At 69.8% G+C, this 19,743-nt stretch carries 21 protein-coding genes; 3 read left to right on the forward strand and 18 right to left on the reverse strand.

Annotation, left to right across the window (positions count from 1 at the left end; all coding sequences use genetic code 11):
* Positions 1-20: 20 nt before the first annotated feature.
* The 5 genes from ACSQ89_RS16685 to ACSQ89_RS16705 form a co-directional block, all read right to left on the reverse strand.
* Positions 21-1,496, reverse strand: a complete 1,476-nt coding sequence (locus ACSQ89_RS16685; RefSeq protein ID WP_436295501.1) for an MFS transporter — start codon at positions 1,494-1,496, stop codon at positions 21-23.
* An 80-nt stretch (positions 1,497-1,576) separates the two neighbouring features.
* Positions 1,577-2,320: a MarR family transcriptional regulator gene (locus ACSQ89_RS16690; RefSeq protein ID WP_436295502.1), complete on the reverse strand. Its 744-nt coding sequence runs from the start codon at positions 2,318-2,320 to the stop codon at positions 1,577-1,579.
* Between the two features lie 57 nt (positions 2,321-2,377).
* A complete protein-coding gene (locus ACSQ89_RS16695) occupies positions 2,378-3,778 on the reverse strand; it encodes an acyl-CoA reductase (protein ID WP_436295503.1) in 1,401 nt (466 codons plus the stop codon).
* The gene (locus ACSQ89_RS16700) at positions 3,775-5,130 is read right to left on the reverse strand and encodes a hypothetical protein (protein ID WP_436295504.1); all 1,356 of its coding nucleotides are present in this window, start codon (positions 5,128-5,130) and stop codon (positions 3,775-3,777) included. Before ACSQ89_RS16700 ends, ACSQ89_RS16695 begins: the two co-directional genes overlap by 4 nt.
* A gap of 10 nt (positions 5,131-5,140) precedes the next feature.
* On the reverse strand, positions 5,141-5,980 hold the full coding sequence (locus ACSQ89_RS16705) for an oxidoreductase (protein WP_436296288.1): 840 nt from the start codon (positions 5,978-5,980) through the stop codon (positions 5,141-5,143).
* Here ACSQ89_RS16705 and ACSQ89_RS16710 point away from each other — a divergent pair.
* Entirely contained in the window at positions 5,964-6,161 is a 198-nt protein-coding gene (locus tag ACSQ89_RS16710; RefSeq protein ID WP_436296290.1) for a hypothetical protein, read from the forward strand. The genes ACSQ89_RS16705 and ACSQ89_RS16710 overlap by 17 nt on opposite strands.
* Positions 6,162-6,185: 24 nt before the next feature.
* Here ACSQ89_RS16710 and ACSQ89_RS16715 read toward each other — a convergent pair whose 3' ends face one another.
* The 11 genes from ACSQ89_RS16715 to ACSQ89_RS16765 form a co-directional block, all read right to left on the reverse strand.
* A complete protein-coding gene (locus ACSQ89_RS16715; protein ID WP_436295654.1) occupies positions 6,186-7,007 on the reverse strand; it encodes an enoyl-CoA hydratase/isomerase family protein in 822 nt (273 codons plus the stop codon).
* A 35-nt stretch (positions 7,008-7,042) separates the two neighbouring features.
* Complete coding sequence (locus ACSQ89_RS16720) at positions 7,043-7,837, reverse strand: enoyl-CoA hydratase/isomerase family protein (protein WP_436295653.1); 795 nt, start codon at positions 7,835-7,837, stop codon at positions 7,043-7,045.
* 4 nt (positions 7,838-7,841) lie between these two features.
* On the reverse strand, positions 7,842-8,672 hold the full coding sequence (locus ACSQ89_RS16725) for an enoyl-CoA hydratase (RefSeq protein WP_436295652.1): 831 nt from the start codon (positions 8,670-8,672) through the stop codon (positions 7,842-7,844).
* Positions 8,672-9,853, reverse strand: coding sequence for an NADH:flavin oxidoreductase (locus tag ACSQ89_RS16730; RefSeq protein WP_436295651.1), 1,182 nt, complete (start codon positions 9,851-9,853; stop codon positions 8,672-8,674). Before ACSQ89_RS16730 ends, ACSQ89_RS16725 begins: the two co-directional genes overlap by 1 nt.
* Before the next feature lie 9 nt (positions 9,854-9,862).
* A complete protein-coding gene (locus ACSQ89_RS16735) occupies positions 9,863-10,840 on the reverse strand; it encodes an NAD(P)H-dependent flavin oxidoreductase (protein ID WP_436295650.1) in 978 nt (325 codons plus the stop codon).
* 3 nt (positions 10,841-10,843) lie between these two features.
* On the reverse strand, positions 10,844-12,064 hold the full coding sequence (locus ACSQ89_RS16740; protein ID WP_093103536.1) for an amidohydrolase family protein: 1,221 nt from the start codon (positions 12,062-12,064) through the stop codon (positions 10,844-10,846).
* A gap of 62 nt (positions 12,065-12,126) precedes the next feature.
* A complete protein-coding gene (locus ACSQ89_RS16745) occupies positions 12,127-12,447 on the reverse strand; it encodes a 2Fe-2S iron-sulfur cluster-binding protein (protein ID WP_436295649.1) in 321 nt (106 codons plus the stop codon).
* Positions 12,448-12,460: 13 nt separating this feature from the next.
* Positions 12,461-13,723: an NAD(P)/FAD-dependent oxidoreductase gene (locus ACSQ89_RS16750; RefSeq protein WP_436295648.1), complete on the reverse strand. Its 1,263-nt coding sequence runs from the start codon at positions 13,721-13,723 to the stop codon at positions 12,461-12,463.
* A complete protein-coding gene (locus ACSQ89_RS16755) occupies positions 13,720-14,958 on the reverse strand; it encodes a CaiB/BaiF CoA transferase family protein (protein WP_436295647.1) in 1,239 nt (412 codons plus the stop codon). The genes ACSQ89_RS16750 and ACSQ89_RS16755 overlap by 4 nt, the downstream gene beginning before the upstream one ends.
* 16 nt (positions 14,959-14,974) lie before the next feature.
* Entirely contained in the window at positions 14,975-15,202 is a 228-nt protein-coding gene (locus tag ACSQ89_RS16760) for a hypothetical protein (protein ID WP_093103542.1), read from the reverse strand.
* 249 nt (positions 15,203-15,451) lie between these two features.
* Positions 15,452-15,697 carry a hypothetical protein gene (locus ACSQ89_RS16765; RefSeq protein ID WP_436295646.1) on the reverse strand — a complete coding sequence of 82 codons (246 nt, stop codon included), beginning with the start codon at positions 15,695-15,697 and terminating at the stop codon, positions 15,452-15,454.
* Between the two features lie 215 nt (positions 15,698-15,912).
* Here ACSQ89_RS16765 and ACSQ89_RS16770 point away from each other — a divergent pair, with 215 nt between their 5' ends.
* Both ACSQ89_RS16770 and ACSQ89_RS16775 read left to right on the forward strand, forming a co-directional pair.
* Positions 15,913-17,154 (forward strand): cytochrome P450, encoded by a 1,242-nt coding sequence (locus ACSQ89_RS16770; RefSeq protein ID WP_436295645.1) that lies wholly within the window; start codon positions 15,913-15,915, stop codon positions 17,152-17,154.
* An 8-nt stretch (positions 17,155-17,162) separates the two neighbouring features.
* A complete protein-coding gene (locus ACSQ89_RS16775) occupies positions 17,163-18,764 on the forward strand; it encodes a GMC family oxidoreductase (protein ID WP_436295644.1) in 1,602 nt (533 codons plus the stop codon).
* 21 nt (positions 18,765-18,785) lie between these two features.
* Here the strand turns inward: ACSQ89_RS16775 and ACSQ89_RS16780 are convergent, their stop codons facing one another.
* Positions 18,786-19,514, reverse strand: coding sequence for a 2-oxo acid dehydrogenase subunit E2 (locus tag ACSQ89_RS16780; protein ID WP_436295643.1), 729 nt, complete (start codon positions 19,512-19,514; stop codon positions 18,786-18,788).
* Entirely contained in the window at positions 19,511-19,741 is a 231-nt protein-coding gene (locus ACSQ89_RS16785) for a biotin/lipoyl-containing protein (protein WP_093103551.1), read from the reverse strand. Before ACSQ89_RS16785 ends, ACSQ89_RS16780 begins: the two co-directional genes overlap by 4 nt.
* Positions 19,742-19,743: the final 2 nt, after the last annotated feature.

Genomic DNA, 19,743 nt, shown 5'->3' on the forward strand with positions numbered 1-19,743 from the left:
GGCACGTCAACCAACGACTATCAGTAGTTACCCGGTGATCCCGATCGGCCCGGCACCTGCAACGGCAGCGGCAACGGCGCCCCCGCGCGGTGTCGGCGCGGCAAGGCCATGGCGAGCAGCACGCCTGCGCCGGCGCAGGCGATGACGAAGGCGAAGGTGAGCAGATAGGCGCCCGGGCTTGGATGCGTACCGGAGCCCCGGGTCGCATCGGTCACCGTCGAGCTGGCCAGCAGCAAGGTCGCGAGCTGCGTGCCGATCGCGGTGCCCACGGTGCGCACGACGTGCGACATGCCGTTGATCTCGCTGGTGCGATCGGGTGGCGCGACCTCGACGATCAGGTTCGGGATCGCCGCATAGAGGATCGAGCCGCCGAGGGTGATCAGGAACGCGACCGCGACCAGCAGCCACACGGCGTCGTGATGCAGCAGCACGGCCACCCAGCCGGCGCAGATGACGGCGCTGCCGATCAGCGCCGCGCGCCGCGCGCCATGCCGGGCCGCGACATGCCCGCTCCAGGGCGCTCCGAACAGTCCCGCAACGCTGGCGGGCACCTTGATCAACGCGGCCAGCGTGGCCGTGAGGCCGAGGCCGATGCCGGTCCACGCCGGCTGCTGCGCGAGCAGCAGGATCACGAGCATCAGTTGCGCCGTGCCGAGGCCGAACAGCGCCATCAGTCCCATCGCCAGCCCGGTCTGGCGTTCGGCGAAGCGGCGCACGTCGATCATGGGCTGCGGGTGGCGCCATTCGTGGCGCACCCAGACCGCGATCGCCAGCAGGCCGGCCGCGATCAGCCCGAGCGTGACCGGATCGGCCGGCCCGCTGCCCTTCATGCGCGTGACGGCCCACAGCAGCAGCGCGACGCCGGGCGCGAAGAGCACGCCGCCGAGCAGGTCGAGGCGCCCCACCACGGCACGCCGTACCGAGGGCGGCAGCAGCCACGCGACCGCCACGATCGACAGCGCCGTCTGGGCGACCGAGAACCAGAAGATCCAGCGCCAGCCGGCATGATCGACCAGCCAGCCCCCGAGCAGGATGCCCGCGCCGGCCGTGAAGCTCGCCATCGCCGCGACCCAGCCGATGCCCACCGGCACGCGCTCCTTCGGCAGGTGCTCGCGGACCAGCCCGATGGTGAGCGGCAGCAGCGCCGCCGACATGCCCTGCACCGCGCGCCCGGCGATCAGCCACGGCAGGCTGGTGGCGAAGGCACCGATCAACGAGCCGGCCATCGCGAACACCAGCGTGAGGATCAGCAGCCTGCGCCGGCCGTACAGATCGCCCAGACGCGAGCTCAAGCCGGCCGAGACCGCGCCGACGAGCAGGAAGGCCGTGATCAGCCAGCCGACGCCGACCGGATCGCCGAACTCGCGCATCAGCGTGGCCAGGGCGCCGTACATCATGCCGACCTCGAAGGAGCTGTTCACCTCGGCGAACACCAGCACGGCGAGGATCAGCAGCCAGCGGCGGTTCTCGGCTGGCTTTGGGGGATCGAGCTTCACGAATGTCTCCTCGCGCCCCGTCTCCGGGGCCTTGTCACCTGCTTCCGGGATCCGTCGCTGAAAAGCGAGGGTCGGAAGGTCTAAGCCGGCCCGTCGAAGGGGCCCTCGACGCCGCCCTCCAACTGCTGCAGCAGGCGCCTCAGGCTGTTCGACAGCCCCCGGCGCTCGTCTTCCGGCAACGCCCGCACCGCCTTGAAGACCGGTGCCGGGTGGGTCATCAGGCGGTCCAGCGTCTGGTCACCGCGCGCCGTCATGCGGACCATCTGCCCGCGCCGGTCGAGCGGGTTGTCGACCCGTTCCACCAGTCCGCGCGCGACCAGCCGGTCGAGCCGCTTCTTCAGGCCCGGCAGCGAGATCCACAGCCGCTCCTTCAGCCCGGTGGGCGTGCTCTCGAAGGGCGGCCCCGTGCGTCGCAGCGCGCCCAGCACCATCACCTCGCCGGAATTCAGTCCTTGCGCAGCGGCCAGCGACGCGATGCTGCGCTCGATGTGATGCCCGAGGCGCGTCAGCCGCGCCAGGACCGCGAACACCTGGGGATCGACCTGCGGCCAGGCACGGCGCCAGCTCTCCAGGTTGGGCTGCACGACGTCGTCGTCCTCCGCCGCCGGCGCCACGGGCGCCAACGCCGGCGCCAGGCCCAGCGGCGCCGCGATGCGCGCGAGCACCGAAAGCTGCAGGTCGTCGGCCCGTTCGGCGCGCACGATCTGCGGCTGATGCACACCCGCGCGCCGCGCCAGCTCGCGTTGCGACCAGCCCGCCGCGGTGCGCTTCTGCTTCAGCAACTCGGCCCATGAGGATCTGCTCCAGGTGTTTGGTTCGGTCATCGGTATGCCTGCTCGTTGATATCTTTCACGATATCAGCGAAGGCCCCGCGCGACCGCTCAGCCTTCGTCGTTGACCCAGCGCACGAAGCGGTTCAGCGGCAGGAAGCCGTCGTGCGAGATGCCCGCCTCGAAGGCCACCGCCTTGCCGAGCTCGACGATGCGCTGCACGCCGGCCGCAGCGAGCGCATCGCGCAACTCGGCCTTGCGCTCGGGCGGGTAGACGCCGACGGTCTGCGTCGCGACGTTGGCGCAGCCCACCGCCGAGGTGAGGCTCGTCACCGGCACGACGTTGACGACGCGGCCGTCCGGATGAAAGTCGACCTGCTCTTCCGAGCGGATCACGAGCCCGCGGCCCTCGTAGCCGCCCCAGACGCGGTAATGCGGCTCCATGCCGCGCAGGCCGTCGATCTCGTCGCGCAGCTCGGCCGACAGCGGGCTGCCGAGCGCCGAGCAGGTCTCGCGCTGCACGCCCAGCCGCGCCTGCAGCAGCGCGCAATAGCGATCGACCTCCTGGACCGACCCTTCGACGAACTGCACCCGGCTCGACGCGCAGGCCTGCTGGTTCATGATCGTCGCGTCGGTCGCGGCGCGCTCGGCCACCTCGGCCAGCACGGCGTCGGAAGCGAAGGCCTCGCGGCCGATCAGCGAGATCGAGGTCTTCGGATCGAAGGCCACCAGCTCGAAGCCCGGGCCGATGTATTGCTTGACGCTGCGGATCGTGCTCTCGCCGCCCCAGGCCACCACCTTGTCGAAGAATTGCGGCCGGAACAGCAGGCTCTCGACCTGGGCGTCGCCGCCGCGCCAGTAGGCGGCCGAGAACGAGCGCACCAGCGGGTGGCCGGGTGCGACCGCCGCCATCGTGCGCAGGATCGCGGTGGCCGTGAAGAGATCGTTGGAAGGCAGCTTGATCAGGTGCACGCCCTTCGTCAGCGCGCCCCGCACCACCGACATCGCGGCCACGCCCGGCGCGTTGCCGGCAATCACGTGGATCAGCCGCGGCGGGAACGCGCGCATCCGGTGGGTGCGCCCGCTCGGCGCGCCGGCGATGACGCGCCAGCCGTCCAGCACGTCGGTGCCGCCGAGTTCCTGCTCGACCTGGAACAGCATGCTGCGGCGGTCGAACACGCGGCCGAGCCCGGCATAGGAGCGCTGCAGCACGTCGCGCGGCAGCGGGCTCGTCCGCATGCTGAACTCGAGCGCCTCGGCGAGCAGCCCGTCGGGGTCGTGCTTCAGCCGCTCGCCGGTCGCCACGAGCAGGTCGATGATCTCGGCCAGCGGCGTGTCGAAGGCGGGGCCGGGTTCGCGGCGCGTCCACACCAGCGCGTTCAGGTCCAGCGCCGGGGTCGCGAAGCGCGCCTGCGGGCTGCCGTACTCGCGGGCCGCTCCGGTGACGACGCTGCCCTGCACGACGTGGCAGACCGGGACCGCGGCACTCGCCATGGTGGTGGTCGTGTTCATGCAGCGATCGCTCCCCGGACATAGGCGTCGATGGTGCCGGCACAGCCGATGTGGTCGTCCTCGCCCGGCTGCGCGAAGCGCGTGATGTTGTCGAACAGCGTCGGCCCGCGGCGGCCGCAAGGGCAGCGCGGCTTCAGGTCGGCGCTCACCTTGTCGCCGGTGATGAGCCCGCCCCAGCGCCCTTCGTAGAGCAGATCGAGGAATGCGAAGCGGCCCTCGACCACGCCATCCTCGCCGTCCTGCGCCGTCAACAGGCGCTCGCCATCGCGATCGACGATCAGCCAGATCAGCGCCGGCGCGCGGTGGTAGCGCCCGGCCTCGCAGCGCGGCATCACCTGCGCGAGCTCGGTCATGCCGTAGTTGCCCGGGCGCACGACCTGGCCGAAGAAGCGGTCGACCTGCTCCTTGTAATCCGGCGGCAAGGGCACGCCCTTGATGCCGCCGCCGGCGTTGACCACGGTGTCGGGATGGAACGCGCCGTCGCCGATGCCGCGTTCGCGTGCGCGGGCGATGAGCGCCATGTACTGCGCCCACATGCCCGAGATCAGCATCGGCTCCGCGCGGCGGTCGAGGATCGTGTCGAGCAGCTTCAGCAAGCCCTCGCGCCCTTCGGCGCCCTTGCGGGCGGCCTCCTGCTCGAAGGCGGCGATCTCGTCGGGCGTCGCGCTGCCGTCGGCCATCTTCTTGCGCATGGCCGCCATCCGGCTGACATCGGCGATCCGCAGCGGCTGGTCAGTCAGCGCGAAGGTCTGCCCCGGCTTGCCGAAGTTCTCGAAGTTGAACTGGGCGGCCTCGGTCGCGCTGCTCGTGCCCCTGGACGGGCCGAGCCAGAATACCGTGCGATCCGCATTCGCGCGCACGTAAGGCCAGCCGACCGAGTACTTGAAGTGGCGCCTCTTCAGGTCGTTGTCGCCCACCGTGTGATTCAGGAACGAGCACTTGCCAGACGAACCGCTGGTCGCAAGCACCCGGTGGCCGGCCTCCCACAGGCGCGCGAGCCAGTCGTCGACGTCCTTCACGTCGTCGACGTCCACGCCGGTGGTGTCGGCCACCGACAGCGTGTTCAGCCACTGCAGCATGCGGCCCCACTGCCCCTTCTCGACGAAGGACGGCGGGTAGGACTTGTAGACGGTGTGCGCGAACAGCAGAGGAACCAGGTCCTCCAGCTTGCCGATGCGCTCGATGCCGGCGTCCTCGGCGCGGCGCGCGAGCAGCGAGATCTGCGCCTTGCGCTCCTCGAACAGCTCCTGCGCCGCCCGAAGCTGCAGTGCCTCGACGTCGGAAGTCGGCAGGTCGTAGGCGAGGTTCGGGTCGAGGATCATGTCGACCAGTTGCCGGCGGATCGGTGTCATGCTGCCCTCCTCACCGGCCTGGCTCGATGGCCGTGGCGACCGACACGCTCTCCCACTCGGCGAGCTGCTTCATCCTCGCTTCGTAGGCCCCGCGCAGCATGCCGACCGCGTCGGCACCGAGCACCAGCCGCAGCGGCGGCTGCTGCGCCTCCATCGCCTGGATGATCGCGGCCGCCGCCTTGGCCGGGTCGCCCGGCTCGTGGCCGTGGTAGTGGCCGATGTGGTCGCGCGCCTTGTGCGCAGGCGTGCCGGCGTAGGCGTCGATCCGGAGCGCCGCCTGGCGCTGCGAGCCGCCGGCGAACTGCGTGCGGAAGCCGCCCGGCTCGACGATCGTCACGCGAATGCCGAAGGGCGCCAGCTCGGTCGCCAACGCCTCGGTCGCGCCTTCCAGCGCGAACTTGGAGGCGGCATACAGGCCGCAGGCAGGAAAGCCGATCACGCCGGCAACCGACGCGACATTGAAGATGTGCCCGGCGCGCCGCTCGCGCAGGTGCGGCAGCAGCGCACGCACGACCGCAAGCGGGCCGAACAGGTTGGTGTCCATCACCTGGCGCCCTTCGGCATCGGACACTTCCTCGATCGCGCCGAACAGGCCGTAGCCGGCGTTGTTGACCAGCACGTCGATCGTGCCGGCGAGCTTCAGGGCTTTCTGCACGGCCGGTTCAACCGCCTCGATCCGCGTCACATCGAGCAGCAGCGCATGGGCGCGGCCGGGCGCGAGTTGCTCGAAGCGATCGGCCTGCGCAGGCTGGCGCACAGTGCCCACGACGGTGTCGCCGCGCGCAAGCGCGGCCTGGGCGAGCTCGAGGCCGAAGCCGCTCGAGACGCCGGTAATGAGCCAATTTGCCATCTCAGGATCTCCTTCGATCGTTGCTGGCGAAGCGTTCAACTATGTTTACATCGTTCTGTTTTTTATTATCTTGGCGAATCTTCTATGGCGCCGCTTCCAGCCGCAACCGGGTTTACCCGAGCTTGATGACATGGGGGCGCGCTCCGTGACAGGCCCGGATCCGCAGGCCCATGCCGCTTGATATGTTTATCAATATCAATCGAGCTCAGGCGCTGCCCGCGCCAGCGCGGGCGGAGAGCTCGTCGTGGATCTGTTTCGCAGCCGCGAGCCTGCCGTCGAAGTCCGCGGCGCGCACAGCGCATTCGACGACGTCGATGCAGCGCAAAGCGGCTTGGCTTGGCACGGCTGCATCGGCCAGTCTGGCGCGACACGCGGCGATCGCCTCGGCCGCGCCGGTGCGCTCGAGCGGCCGGTGGCGCAGCAGCGCCGACGCCGGCGGCCGGCCCGGCTCCAGCGCCGCGGCGAACGCGCGGGCGGCAGCCAGCGGGTCGGCATCGCACAAGCGAGCGAACAAGGGCGTCTCGGCGTAGCGATCGGCGCGCACCGGCTCGGCCGCGAGGATCAGCGCGAGCGCGCGCCTCACGCCGACTGCACGCGGCAGGCGCTGCGACCCGCTCGGCGGCACGACGCCGTGCTTCAGCTCGGGCAGCGCAATGCGCGCGTCGCGCTGTGCGATGCGGTAGTGGCAAGCGAGCGCGAGCTCGAAGCCGCCGCCGACCGCGAAGCCGTGGATCGCCGCGATCACCGGCTTCGTGCACGCCTCGATGCGCGGGAACAGGTGGGCCGACAGGGCCGGCCACCGTCGCTGCAGCGGCGAGTGCAGCTCGGCATAGTCGCCGCCGGCAGAGAAGCCGCGGCCGGCGCCGCCAATCACGATCGCCCGCACCGAAGCATCGGCATCCGCCGCCTCCAGCGCCTGCCACAGCGCGAGCCGCATCGGGTGCGAGAGGCTGTTCACCGGCGCATGCTCGAGCACGAGCTGCAGCACGCCGCCGTCACGCAAATGCTCGGAGCGCACCCGGGTCATGGTCGCGGTCTTCAGTAAGTGACGAGATGTTCCAACTACCGGCCTTCGAAGCGCGGCGCGCGTTTCTCCAGGAACGCACGCACCGCCTCGGCATGGTCGGCACTGGCCATGGCCGCGGCCTGGAACTCCACCTCGCTGCGGATCGCCGCATCGAGACTGTCCACGCCTTGCGCCAGCGCGTTCTTCAGCAGCGCGTTCGCCACCGGCGGCAGCGCCGCGTATTCGTGCGCCACCGCAAGCGCTTGCGGCAGCGCCCCGCCGGACTCGGCGAGCTCGTTGGCCAGGCCGATCCGGTGCGCCTCGGCGCCGTCGAACACCCGCGCGAGGCCGAGGATCTCGCGGGCCTTCGCACGACCGACCCGGTGCTGCAGGCTCCACAGCGCGCCCATGTCCGGCATCAGGCCCACCTTGACGAACGCGGCACCGAACTTCGCGTCTCGCGCAGCGACCACATGGTCGGCGAGCGAGGCGATCGACAGGCCCGCGCCCATCGCCGAGCCCTCGACTGCCGCAACCACCGGCTTCGGCCCGAGTGCGATGAGCCGGATCAGCGCGCTCACCAGCTGCCAGCGCTCGCGGTTCTCGAGCAGCGTGCGCGCTTCCATCTCGCTGATGTCGCCGCCGGCGCAGAAGTGTCCGCCAGCGCCGGTGAGCACGATCGCGCGCACCTCGGCATCGGCCATCGCCGTCCCGAGCCGGTCGCGAAGCTGGGTGCGCATCTGCAGGCAGTAGGCATTGCGGCGCGCCGGGAAGTTCAGCGTCAGCACCGCGACCGCACCCTCGCGCGCGAGCGGCACCATGTCGTCGGGGCGATCGACGGCTTTGCTCATCGCATCACCGCCCTTCGAAGCGCGGCTCGCGCTTCTGCTGGAAGGCCGCGAGCGCCTCCTTGCAGTCCTCGCTCAGGCGGCAGCGGATCATGTTGCGCGCCTCGAGGTCGAGCACCTGCTGCAGCGTCTGGTGCGCGGCGGCGTGGACGTTCTCCTTGATCGCCCGCCAGGCGAGCGCCGGCCCGTTCGCCAGCCGCAGTGCGAACGCGTCGGTCGCGGCATCGAGCTCGGCGTCGGGCAGGACGCGGTTGACCATGCCCAGCGCCAGCGCCTCGGCGGCGCCGACACGGTCGCAGAGCATGTAGATCTCCTTTGCCTTCGAGGGGCCGACGAGTTGCGTGAGGAAGTAGCTGCCGCCGTAGTCGCCCGGCGTGCCGATCTTCGCGAAGCTCGAGACGAAGAAGGCATTGTCGGCGGCGATGCGGAAATCGCACGCGAGGGCGAGCGAGAAGCCGAGCCCGGCCGCCGGCCCACGCAGCTTCGCGATCGTCGGCTTGCCCATGTCGTGCAGCAGGAACGAGGCTTCGGCGAGGCGCCGCAGGCGGTCGACCCGCGCCTCGTGCGCCTGCCAGAGCCCGGTCTGGCCGAACTCCTGCGCGATCGCGTCGTCCGGGTCCGGCGCGCCCATCGAGCGCACGTCGGCACCGGTGCAAAAGGCCGCGCGGGCGCCGGTCAGCACGACGACCTTCACGCGCGGATGGCGCGCTGCATCGACCAGCCGGCGCACCAGCAGGTTCTGCCCAGCGGTGTCGATCGCGTTCCTGACCTCGGGGCGGTCGATCGTCAGGGTCAGCACGCCGGTGTCGGCGAGCGCCCAGGTGATGGCCTCACTCATCAGTACAACTCCTTCATCCGCTGCTCGTCGAAGGCCGGCAACGCGTGCCCGTGACGCAGCTTCTCGGTCCATCTCGGTTCGTTCAAGAGCGCGCGGCCGACCGCGACCAGATCGAACTCGGCGCGCTCGAATCGCTTCATCAGCAGCGCGACATTGTCTGACCCGCCGGCACGGCCGTCGCGCTTCGAATCGTAGAAGCCGCGGTCCAGCCCGATGCCGCCGATCGCCATCGCGAGCTTGCCGGTGAGCTTCCTGGCCCAGCCCGACAGGTTCAGCGGCGAGCCCTCGAACTCGGCGCGGTCGAAATAGCGCACGCTGCCGTCGAACACGTCGACGCCGGCATCGGCAATCGGGCCGAGCACCTCCTCGAGCTCCTGCGGCGTCGAAGCGAGGCGGGCCTTGAAGTCCTGCTGCTTCCACTGCGAGAAGCGGAAGAAGATCGGCAACGACTCGCCCACCTCGCGCCGGATCGCGCGCACCACTTCGGCGGCGAAGCGCGCGCGGGCGCGCCGCTCGCCGCCCCAGGCGTCGCTGCGGCGGTTGGTCTCGTCCCACAGAAAGGTGTCGATCAGGTAGCCGTGCGCACCGTGGATCGCGATGCCGTCGAAACCGGCCTCGCGCGCGTGACGGGCGCTGCGCGCGTAGGCATCGATCACGTCCTGGATCTCGCGCTCGGTCATTGGCCGTGTCGGCGCCTGCACGCGTTCGGCGTATGCCGGGTCGATCGAGGTCATGCGGCCCGCCGGGCCCCAGAGACCCGATGGACGCAGCGACGCGGCCTCCGGATGCGGGCCGGTCCCGGGTTCGCGCATCACGCCCTGGTGCCAGAGCTGCGGCACGATCCGGCCGCCGGCGGCATGCACCGCATCGACGACGCGCTTCCAGCCGGCGAGCGCCGCCTCGCCATGGAGATGCGGCAGGTTGCTTTCGCCGAGGCCCGCATCCCCGAGCGCCGCGGGATGATCGATGCCCACGCCCTCGGTGATCAGCAAGCCGGTGCCGCCCTCGGCACGGCGGCGGTAGTAGGCGGCGACGTCCTCGCCCGGGACGCCGCCGGGCGAGAAGTTGCGCGTCATCGGCGCCATCACGATGCGGTTGGCGAGCTGGAGGCCGCGGATCGCGATCGGTTCGAACAAGGGCGCGACATCGATGGGCGCGGATGGATCGGATGGATCGTTCATGGCCTGGGCCTAGGCGGCGCCCAGCAGCGCCGGCAGACGCTGCTCGATCGCGGCGCGCGCCTCCACCAGCATGCGCTCGACCAGCTCGGCGCAGCTGGGCAGATCGTCGATCAGGCCGACGCACTGGCCGATCGGCAGCGCCGCATCGTCCGCGGCGCCGCTTTCCATCGCCTGCATCCAGCGCGGCGCGCCGATCAGCGGCAGGAGGTCCCCGTGCGTCGTCGCCGGCTGCGCCTCGAGGGCGAGCGCTTCGGCGGCCGTGCGGTTCTTCAGCACGCGGATGCTGTCACCGAAGCGGCGGCCGACCAGCGTGGTGTCGGTTTCAGACGCGGCGAGCATGCGCGCCTTGACCTGCGGGTGCAGGGGCGACTCGCGCGTCAACAGGAAGCGCGTGCCCATGCAGACGCCCTCGGCGCCCAGCGCCAGGGCCGCGACCAGGCCGCGCCCGTCGGCAATGCCGCCGGCGGCCAGCACCGGGATCTTCAGCGCCCGCGCCGCGGCCGGGATCAGCACCAGGCCCGGCACGTCGTCAGCGCCCGGGTGGCCGGCGCATTCGAAGCCGTCGATGATCACCGCATCGACGCCGAGCGACTCGGCCTTCAGCGCATGGCGCACGCTGGTGGCCTTGTGCATCACCTTGACGCCGGCATCCTTCAGCGCATCGAGATACCGGGCCGGGCTGCCGCCGGCCGTCTCGACGACCGGAATGCGCTCTTCGCAGACCACCCGCACGTAGCCATCGACGTCAACGCCGCTGGCGCCCGGCAGCAGCGTCAGGTTGACGCCGAAGGGCCGATCGGTCATCGAACGGGTGCGCTCGATCTCGCGGCGCAGCGCCTCGGCATCCGGCTGCGTGTGCGCCGACAGGATGCCGAAGGCGCCGGCGTTCGAGACCGCGGAGACCAGCTCGGCGCGCGAGGCCCAGCGCATGCCGCTCTGCACGACGGGAAGCCGGCTGCCGAGCAGCGCACTCACCTTGGTCTTCATGCTTCACACCACCGGCGCGAGGAAGCGCCGGCCGTTGTCATGCATCACGCCCTGCGTCTGCTCGGCACCGAGCTGCTTGCAGGCCTCGTCGGCGAAGTCGCGCGGCGCCGGCACGCCTTCGGCATGCGGGTAGTCCGAGCCCATGATCATCCACTCGTGCGAACCGACCTGGTCGACGATCGTCTTCAGGTCGTCCTCCGGATAGGCCACCACGCTGACATGGCGCTGGAAGATCCGGCTCGGCCGCTCCTTCAGCTGCCCGCCCGGCCAGTAACCGTTCTTCGCCATGCCGCGGCACTTGTCCATCTTGATCAGCATGGTCGGCACCCACTCGGCGCCGTTCTCGGCCGACAGTACGCGCAGGTTGGGGAAGCGCGCGAAAAAGTTCCAGAAGATCAGCGACGAGATCGTCTCCACCACCGGCCGCTCGCTGTAGCCGTGCATCCAGACGAAGGCAGTCTGGCGCTGGCGCGACTGCTGCACCGGCTCGCCCCACACCGCCATGTGGTCCTTCATGTAGATCGCCTCCGACACGTGATAGACCACGCGGCAGTGCGCTTCGTTGAGGATGGACCAGAAGCGGTCGAAGTCAGGATGCGCCGGCGGCTTGCCGCCGAAGGGCCCCATCGGCATCAGGAACAGGCGCGTGCCGTTCCTGATGGCCCATTCGGCCTCGGCGCAGGCCGCATCCAGGTCGTCGAGCGAGACCAGCGGCGCGGAGTAGATGCGGTCCTTGTAGTTGAAGCCCCAGTCGTCGAGCATCCAGCGGTTGTAGGCATGCATCACCGCCGCCGCGGCCTTCGGCTCGTCGAGGTAGCTGATCGACGCGACCATGTTGCCGCAGTAGAGGAAGCAGCCTTCGACGCCGAACTCGTCCATCTTCGCGAGGCGGGCGTCGCGGGCATACATGTCTTCGGTCATCGGCACGCGCATGTCGACGTTCTCCTTGCCCTCCTTCTGCGCGCGCAGCCACTCGTGCAGCTTGCCCGGCGGCGGCACGCGGCCGTCCTCGGAGTAATAGCCGGCACTGATCTCAACCTTGCGCTGGCCCACGTACATCGCGTATTCGCCGTCGGCGCCGACCTTCCACTCGTAGCTCCAATCCTTCCTGAACTGTTCGGGCAGGTAGCGGCTGAAGGAATCGGGGGTTTCGTAGAGATGGGTGTCGCCGTCGAAGATCGGGCCCTTGAAGAGCGGTGCAGCAGAAGTGGTGGTGGTCGTCATCAGGTTCTCCGGGGATGGGATGCCATGCCGCGCGGTCGCGGCACGGCTCGAATTGGGGTGCTTCAGACTTGCGATGCGGGCAGGCGGATCACGAGGCCCTCGATCGCGGGCGTGACGCGCAACTGGCACGACAGGCGGCTTGTCTCGCGCTGCTCGAGCACGCACTCGAGCATGTCGCGCTCGGTGGATTCCGGCGGCGGCAGCCTGGACATCCAGGTTTCGTCGACGTAGCAGTGACAGGTAGCGCAGCTGCAAGAGCCGCCGCAGTCGGCGAGGATGCCGGGCACTAGGGCGTCGATGGCGCCCTGCATGACCGACTGGCCGACTTCGGCGTCGACCTGGTGCTCGGCACCGGTGTGCTCGATGATCGTGAAACGGGGCACGGTGGTTTTCTCCTTATTGGGGCAAGGCTTCCGCAAGCAGGCTCTTCAGCGGCGCGCCGTCGTCGACCAGCCGCTCGGGCGGGATGGCCATGCGTTCGCCGACGATGCGCCTGGCCAGCATGAACTCGGCCGGGCGATTCACGGTGTCGACCGCGATCACGCGTTCGCCCTTCAGGTAGAAGGCCGAGAACGAGCGCTGCTCGACCGAGCCGCGCAACAGGAACTGGTCATGGCCCTGCGACAGGCCGACCATCTTCAGCTTCAGGTCGTACTGGTCGGACCAGAACCACGGCGCGCTCTCGAACGGCCGCTCATGCCCGAGCAGCGCCGCCGCCGCGGAGCGCGCCTGTTCGAGCGCATTCGGCACCGACTCGAGCCGCACGCAGCGGCCATACAGCGCGCTGTCGAAGCGCGTGCAATCGCCGGCCGCGACGACCTGCGGGTCGCTGGTGCGTGCGCAGGCGTCGATGCGGATGCCGTCGTCGACCGCAAGGCCGGCGGCGGCGGCGAGCTCGGTATTGGGCACCAGGCCGATGCCGACGATCACCAGGTCGCAGGCCAGGCGCTCGCCGTCGGCGCAATGCACGCCGGTGACCCTGCGGCGCGCCGCATCGAGCGCGAAGCCGTCGACCTGCACGCCGACGCGCAGGTCGACGCCGGCTTCGCGGTGCACCTGCTCGTAGAAGGACGACACGCGCGGCGCGGTCACCCGCGCGAGCACGCGGTCGGCCGCCTCCAGCACGGTGACCTTCAGCCCGGCCTTCACCGCCACCGCGGCCACCTCGAGGCCGATGTAGCCGCCGCCGACGATCGCGACGCGCGCACCGGGCTCGAAGTGCCGGCGGATGCGATCGACGTCGGCGAGCGTGCGCAGGTAGTGGAAGTTGTCGGCGCCAACGGCCGCGCCCACGATCGCCGCCGGCAGCGGACGCGGGCGCCCACCGGTGGCCAGCGCGAGCCGCGCATAGCCGATCGAGGAGCCGTCCTCGAACGCGACGCGCCGGTCCGCTCGGTCCACGGCCTGCACGCGCCGGCCCTGCACCAGCTCGACGCCGGCCTTCTCGAGCGTGGCGCGCGCCTTCAGGTGCAGCGAGTCGAGCGTCGCGGTGCCGGCCAGGTAGGCCTTCGACAGCGGCGGCCGGTGGTAGGGCAGCGCGGTCTCGTCGCCGACCAGCTGAATGCGGCCCTGCCATCCGGCCTCGCGCGCCTGCACCGCGAGCTCGGTGCCGGCATGTCCGGCACCGATGACGACCAGCGCATCGCGCTCGCCGCTCACACGATGCCCTTCGACTTCAAGCGTTCGATCTCCTCGGCGGCCAGGCCGAGCAGGCCGCGGTAGATCTCGTCGTTGTGCTGGCCCAGCGTCGGCGGCGCGGTGTAGTCGGTGATCGGCGTGTCCGAGAACTTGATCGGATTGGTGCAGATCCTGACACTGCCGGCCAGTGGATGCGGTACCTCCGCGGCCAGGCCGCGGTGCTGCGCCTGCGGATCGTCGAACACCTGCTTGAGATCGCGGATCGGCCCGGCCGGCACGCCGGCCGCTTCCATCGCGGCGAGCAGGTCGGCCTGGCGCCAGCGGCGCGTGATCGCATCGAAGGTGGCGGCGAGCGGCTTGCGGTTGCCCACGCGCAGCGGGTTGGTCGCGAAGCGCGGGTCGTCGGCGAGCTCGGGGTGATCGAGCGCGCTGCAGAAGCGACGGTATTGCTCGTCATTGCCGCACACCACCATCACGCCGCCATCGGCGCAGGGGAAGACCTGCGACGGCAAGCCGCCGCTGCCCTGCGTGCCGCGCCGCACCGGCACCTCGCCCGTCGCCAGGTACTGCGCCGCGTAGTGCGACAGCGAAGCCACCAGCGAGTCGAAGAGCGCGACATCGACGTGCTGGCCGCGGCCGCCGCTGGCCTCGCGGTTCGCATCGCGCTCGTAAAGGGCCGTGATCACGCCGATCGCGGCGAACTGCCCGGCCACGAAGTCGGCGATCGAAGGGCCGGTCTTGACCGGCGCACCGCCCTCCTCGTCCGGATAGCCGGTCACGCTCATGAGGCCCCCCATGGCCTGGAAGATCGAGTCGTAGCCGGGGCGCGGCGCATAGGGCCCGGTCTGGCCGAAGCCGGTCACCGAGCAATAGACGAGGCGCGGATTGAGCTCGCGCAGGCTTGCCTGGTCCAGGCCGTAGCGCTTCAGGTCGCCGACCTTGAAGTTCTCGACCAGCACGTCCGACATCGCGGCCAGCCGGCGCGCCAGCCCCTGGCCCTCGGGCTGGGCGAGGTCGAGCGTGATCGACTTCTTGTTGCGGTTGCTGCCCAGGATGATCGGCGTCTCGTGCGTGTCGCGGCCGTCGCGGTCCTTCAGGAACGGCGGGCCCATCCTGCGCGCATCGTCGCCCGCGCCGGGGCGCTCGACCTTGATCACCTCGGCACCGAGGTCGCCGAGCATCTGCGCGGCCAGCGGGCCGGCGATGACGCGCGACAGATCGAGAACGCGAATGTGCGAGAAGGGCTTTCTGGACATGGCAGTGAAGTGAGGATCAGGTCCCCTGGAGTGTCGGTCGCGGCACCTGCGCCAGCAAGGCGGCGCTGCTGCGCGCGAGCAGCTCCAGACCGCTTTCGGCGCCCTTCTGTGCGCACTCGCGTGCGTAGGCCGCGTCGCGCCAGAAGCGCGGCACATCCACCCACCAGCCGCGCCCGGCCATCAGCCACTTGAATGCGACGAGTTCGGTCAACGTGCCATTCGAATCGATTTGCAGGCTGTTCATAAGACTCACCTCGCTGTTCGTATAGTCGAATGATAGTCTACTTTAAGAACATTGCAAACCCTTTGCAGCATGCCTTCACATGCCGGTGCAGCCCGACGCCACGGGCGGCCGCAGGGCAATTCCGTCAGGGGGCAGACGCGCCTGCACAAGCCATCGCGCGATGGCATCGCAGGGCATCCGAAGCGAATTCCGGCTCAGGCTCGTCGCGCGGTGCGCCCGAGCCCGGACGCGGTCGGCGAGGCGCCGACCTCAGCGGCGCGACGCCGCGAAGACCTGGCCGATCGAACCTCCCAGATGGCCGTAGGCACGAACCATCTCCCGGTAGCACTCCTGGGCCGTCGCAGCCGGCAGGTTGCTGCCGCCCGCCCGGCAGACCTCGGCCTTCGAGGGGGCCGCGGCGCGCGCTTCATCGGACGCGTCCGACTTCAGATAGCCCAGCGAGCCGAACAAGCCCACTGCCGAGCCGATTGCCAACACTTTCAGACCACTGAGCATTTCAGTCTCCTCAGGCGACCCCTGCGCCGGCGACCCCATCAACACCGTGCGACTATCCGCATGACAGTCGTTCTATTCCGCGAATACTATTCTGAAATTAATCAGTCATGATCCGGGAAAACCCGAGAGAGTTGCTCGCGTTACGTAGAAAGCGAAGTCGTATAGTTGAATATCGTTCTGCAATATCAATGCCGCCGATATCGACAAGGATCATGATGGGCGCCATCCCCCGCATCCAGGACTTCGACGACCCGGCCTACGACCCGTTCGTCTCCGATGACGCCGCGTTCGGCGAGCACGACGATCCCTACCCGCAGCTTGCCCGGTGGCGCGAACAAGGGCCGGTGCATGCCATCGACTACCGGAGCGCGCTGGGCCTGCATCCGGACGTGACGATGGTGGCTCTGCCGGCGTACCTGGTGCTCGGCTACGACGCGGTCGAGAGCGTCTTCCTGGATCCGCAGACCTACTCGAACGGCATCTACGCGCGCAACCTGGGCATCTCGTTCGGCCAGAGCGTGAGCACGATGGATGCGCCGGACCATCCGCGCTATCGCAAGATCTTCCAGAAGGCTTTCCTGCCGAACACGGTATCGAAGTGGGGCGAGACGCTGGTCGATCCCGTCGTGGCGTCGCTGATGGAGAAGTTCAGCGGCCGCGGCCGAGCCGATCTGGTGCAGGAGTTCACCCACCACTACCCGTTCCAGATCATCTACAGGCAGCTGGACCTGCCGCCGGAGGACGTCGGCATCTTCCACAAGCTGGCGATCGCGCAGACGGTGGTTTCGTACGACGTGGCCCACGGCACCGAGGCGTCGCACAAGCTGGGCGTGTATTTCAAGGCCCTGTTGCAGGAGCGGCGCGCGGACCCGGGCGATGACCTCGTGAGCCTGCTGTCACATGCCGAGGTCGACGGCGAGCGCCTGCCCGAAGAGATCCTGATCTCCTTCCTGCGGCAGCTCGTCAATGCAGGCGGCGACACCACCTACCGAGGCACGAGCATCCTGCTGACCGGCCTGCTGACCCATCCGGACCAGCTCGAGGCGGTGCGCAAGGACCGCTCGCTGATTCCGCAGGCGATCGAGGAAGCCTTGCGCTGGGACGGCCCTGTGCTGATCGCGACACGCACACCCTCGGTCGACACCGAACTCTGCGGGGTGAAGCTGCCGGCAGGCGCCTGCCTTTCGGTGGCTTCGGGCTCGGCGAACCGCGATCCCTCGCGCTTCGAGAACCCGGACCGCTTCGACATCTTCCGCAAGAAACAGCGCCATTTCGCGTTTGCGTTCGGGCCCCATGTGTGCATCGGCCAGCACCTCGCGCGCGTCGAGATGGCGCGGGCGCTGAATGCGATCCTCGACCATCTGCCGAACCTGCGCCTCGATCCCGACATGCCGCCACCGCGGATCCAGGGCACGATGATGCGCGTGCCCAAGCACATCCACGTGCGCTTCGACTGAGCGCTGCAGTGACCGACGCGACCTACCTCATCGTCGGCGCCGGCTCGGCCGGCTGCGTGCTGGCCAACCGCCTCAGCGAGAACCCCGGCCACCGGGTGCTGCTGATCGAAGCCGGGCCCGAGGACCACAGCCCCCTGATCGCCATGCCCAAGGGCTTCGGCAAGCTGCTAGCGGACCCGAAGCATGCCGACTACATCCCTGTGGCGCCCCACGCCGGCAACGGCAGCCGGCAGGAGGTCTGGGCGCGCGGGAAGATGCTCGGCGGCTCGAGCGCGATCAACGGCATGGTCTACATGCGCGGTCATCCTGCGGACTACGACGAGTGGGCCTCGCAGGGCGCCGCCGGCTGGGGCTGGGCCGAAATCGCGAAGAGCTTCAAGGCGATCGAAGACCACGCACTCGGCGCCGACGACCTGCGCGGCGCCGGCGGGCCGCTGAAGGTGACGCCGCACGGCGAGCGCACCGAGCTGGCAGAAGCAACGATCGCCGCCTGTGCGCGCCTGGGCCTCGAGCGCCGCGACGACCTCAATCGTCTCGATCACGAAGGCATCGCCTACCTGAGCTACACGATCCGCGATGGGGTGCGGCAGAGCGCCGCCGCCGCCTTCCTGACCCCGGTGCGATCGCGCCCCAACCTGACAGTGCTCACCGACACGCGGGTCCGCCGCGTGCTGTTCGAAGGCCGGCGGGCCGTCGGCGTCGAGGCAGTGGTCGATGGCCGCGCACGGCGTTTCGACGCGACGCGCGAGGTCATCCTCTGCGCCGGTGCGCTCCAATCGCCGCGCCTGCTGCAGCTCTCCGGCGTCGGTGACGGCGAGCATCTTCGCTCCCTGGGAATCCGGGCGGTGGCGCACAACCTGGCCGTCGGGCTCCACCTGCGCGAGCACCTGCTGTACATGGCGCAGTGGCGGCTCGCCGACTGGCGCCATTCCCAGAACCGCGAGTTCAGCGGCTGGCGCCTCGGGCTCCATGCGACCAGGTACCTGTCGACGCGCAGCGGCGTGATGGCGACGGGCTCGTATCCGGTCGGCGGCTTCTACCGATCGTTGCCCGGGGCCGCGCGGCCCGACGCGCAGCTGATGATGTGCCCCTTCTCGCTCGATTTCGCGGCGGGCGGCATGGCGATGGAAGACTTCCCCGGCATGCAGCTCTTCAGCTACGGGCTGCGCCCGCGCAGCCAGGGTCATCTGCGCATCGTCTCGCCCGACCCGGACGTGCCGCCCGAGGTCGACCCCAACTACCTCGCCGAGGAGGAAGACCGCCGCATCGCGATCGCCTCGATGCGCTTCATGCGCCGCGTCGCGGAACAACCGAGCCTGGCGGCATGGATCACAGCGGAGACTCGACCGGGCCCGGCGGTGCAGAGCGACGAACAGATCCTGGACGCCTTCCGCAGCGGCGGCCAGAGCGGCTACCACGCCTGCGGCACCTGCCGCATGGGCGGCGACGAGCGCAGCGTCGTCGATCCGCTGCTCAAGGTGCGCGGCGTCGAGGCGCTGCGCGTGATGGACCTGTCGATCGCGCCGACCATGCCCGCCGGCAACACCAACGGTCCGGTGATGGCGATGGCATGGCGCGCGGCCGATCTGATTCTGGAGGATGCGCGATGACGAGCGGCTTGCAGGACTTCCTCAGGCGAGCAGCTGCTTCGGCTCGGCGAGTACCTCGTCCAGATGCCGCAGGAAGCGCGCCGCGTCGGCGCCGTTGATCACGCGGTGGTCGTAGCTCAGCGAGAGCGGGACCTTCAGCCGCCATTCGATCGCGTCGTCCGATCCGCGACGAGGTTTCCATTCGGCCTTGGCGATGCCGAGGATCGCGAGCTCGGGCGCGTTGACGATCGGGGTGAAGCCGGTGCCGCCGATGCCGCCGAGCGAGCTGATCGAGATGCAGCCGCCCTCCATGTCGCTCATCGGCAGCCCGCGGCCCCGGGCCTTGGCGGACAGGGCCGAGATGTCGGCCGCAATGTCGGCGAGCGGCTTGCAGTCGCAGTCGCGCACCACGCCGACCACGAGCCCGCGCGGCGTGTCGATCGCGATGCCGATGTGGAAGTACTTCTTCAGCACGAGGTTCCTGCCGCTCGCGTCCAGCGACCCATTGAACTGCGGGAAGGCCTTCAGGCCCGACACCAGCGCCTTCGCGAAGAAGGCCAGCGCGCTCGGCCGGGGCGCCAGCGTCGCACGCAGCGCTTCGACCGCGGTGATGTCTGCGTCGTCCTGGTGCGTGACGTGCGGAATGCTCAGCCAGTTGCGAGCCAGGAACCCGGCGGTCAGGCTCTGGATGCGCGAAAGCGGCCTGAGCTCGACCTCGCCGAAGGCTGCGAAGTCGACCACCGGCCACGCCGGAAGGTCGGCGCCGATCATGCGATCTCGGCCAGCAGCGCGCCGACCTCGTAGACCTCGCCGACGCGGGCCACGATCTTCAGCGTGCCGGTCGCGGGCGACTCGACCTCCTGCACGGACTTGTCGCTTTCCAGCGCATACAGCGGCTGGCCTTCGGTGACGGCGGCGCCGTCGGCGACCATCCATTCGGCGAGCGTCGCCTCGTTCATGGAAAAGCCGATCTTGGGGAGCAGAACCTGGGTGGCCACGG

The organism is Variovorax sp. LjRoot175, from assembly GCF_964253805.1.
Lineage (GTDB): Bacteria > Pseudomonadota > Gammaproteobacteria > Burkholderiales > Burkholderiaceae_C > Variovorax.

Bases quoted from the DNA above. Each gene is read 5' to 3' on its own strand.
- ACSQ89_RS16690 (WP_436295502.1), bottom strand. From the start codon at position 2,320: ATGACCGAACCAAACACCTGGAGCAGATCCTCATGGGCCGAGTTGCTG.
- ACSQ89_RS16695 (WP_436295503.1), bottom strand. From the start codon at position 3,778: ATGAACACGACCACCACCATGGCGAGTGCCGCGGTCCCGGTCTGCCAC.
- ACSQ89_RS16700 (WP_436295504.1), bottom strand. From the start codon at position 5,130: ATGACACCGATCCGCCGGCAACTGGTCGACATGATCCTCGACCCGAAC.
- ACSQ89_RS16710 (WP_436296290.1), top strand. From the start codon at position 5,964: ATGAGCCAATTTGCCATCTCAGGATCTCCTTCGATCGTTGCTGGCGAA.
- ACSQ89_RS16705 (WP_436296288.1), bottom strand. From the start codon at position 5,980: ATGGCAAATTGGCTCATTACCGGCGTCTCGAGCGGCTTCGGCCTCGAG.
- ACSQ89_RS16715 (WP_436295654.1), bottom strand. From the start codon at position 7,007: ATGACCCGGGTGCGCTCCGAGCATTTGCGTGACGGCGGCGTGCTGCAG.
- ACSQ89_RS16720 (WP_436295653.1), bottom strand. From the start codon at position 7,837: ATGAGCAAAGCCGTCGATCGCCCCGACGACATGGTGCCGCTCGCGCGC.
- ACSQ89_RS16725 (WP_436295652.1), bottom strand. From the start codon at position 8,672: ATGAGTGAGGCCATCACCTGGGCGCTCGCCGACACCGGCGTGCTGACC.
- ACSQ89_RS16730 (WP_436295651.1), bottom strand. From the start codon at position 9,853: ATGAACGATCCATCCGATCCATCCGCGCCCATCGATGTCGCGCCCTTG.
- ACSQ89_RS16735 (WP_436295650.1), bottom strand. From the start codon at position 10,840: ATGAAGACCAAGGTGAGTGCGCTGCTCGGCAGCCGGCTTCCCGTCGTG.
- ACSQ89_RS16740 (WP_093103536.1), bottom strand. From the start codon at position 12,064: ATGACGACCACCACCACTTCTGCTGCACCGCTCTTCAAGGGCCCGATC.
- ACSQ89_RS16755 (WP_436295647.1), bottom strand. From the start codon at position 14,958: ATGTCCAGAAAGCCCTTCTCGCACATTCGCGTTCTCGATCTGTCGCGC.
- ACSQ89_RS16760 (WP_093103542.1), bottom strand. From the start codon at position 15,202: ATGAACAGCCTGCAAATCGATTCGAATGGCACGTTGACCGAACTCGTC.
- ACSQ89_RS16765 (WP_436295646.1), bottom strand. From the start codon at position 15,697: ATGCTCAGTGGTCTGAAAGTGTTGGCAATCGGCTCGGCAGTGGGCTTG.
- ACSQ89_RS16770 (WP_436295645.1), top strand. From the start codon at position 15,913: ATGGGCGCCATCCCCCGCATCCAGGACTTCGACGACCCGGCCTACGAC.
- ACSQ89_RS16780 (WP_436295643.1), bottom strand. From the start codon at position 19,514: ATGATCGGCGCCGACCTTCCGGCGTGGCCGGTGGTCGACTTCGCAGCC.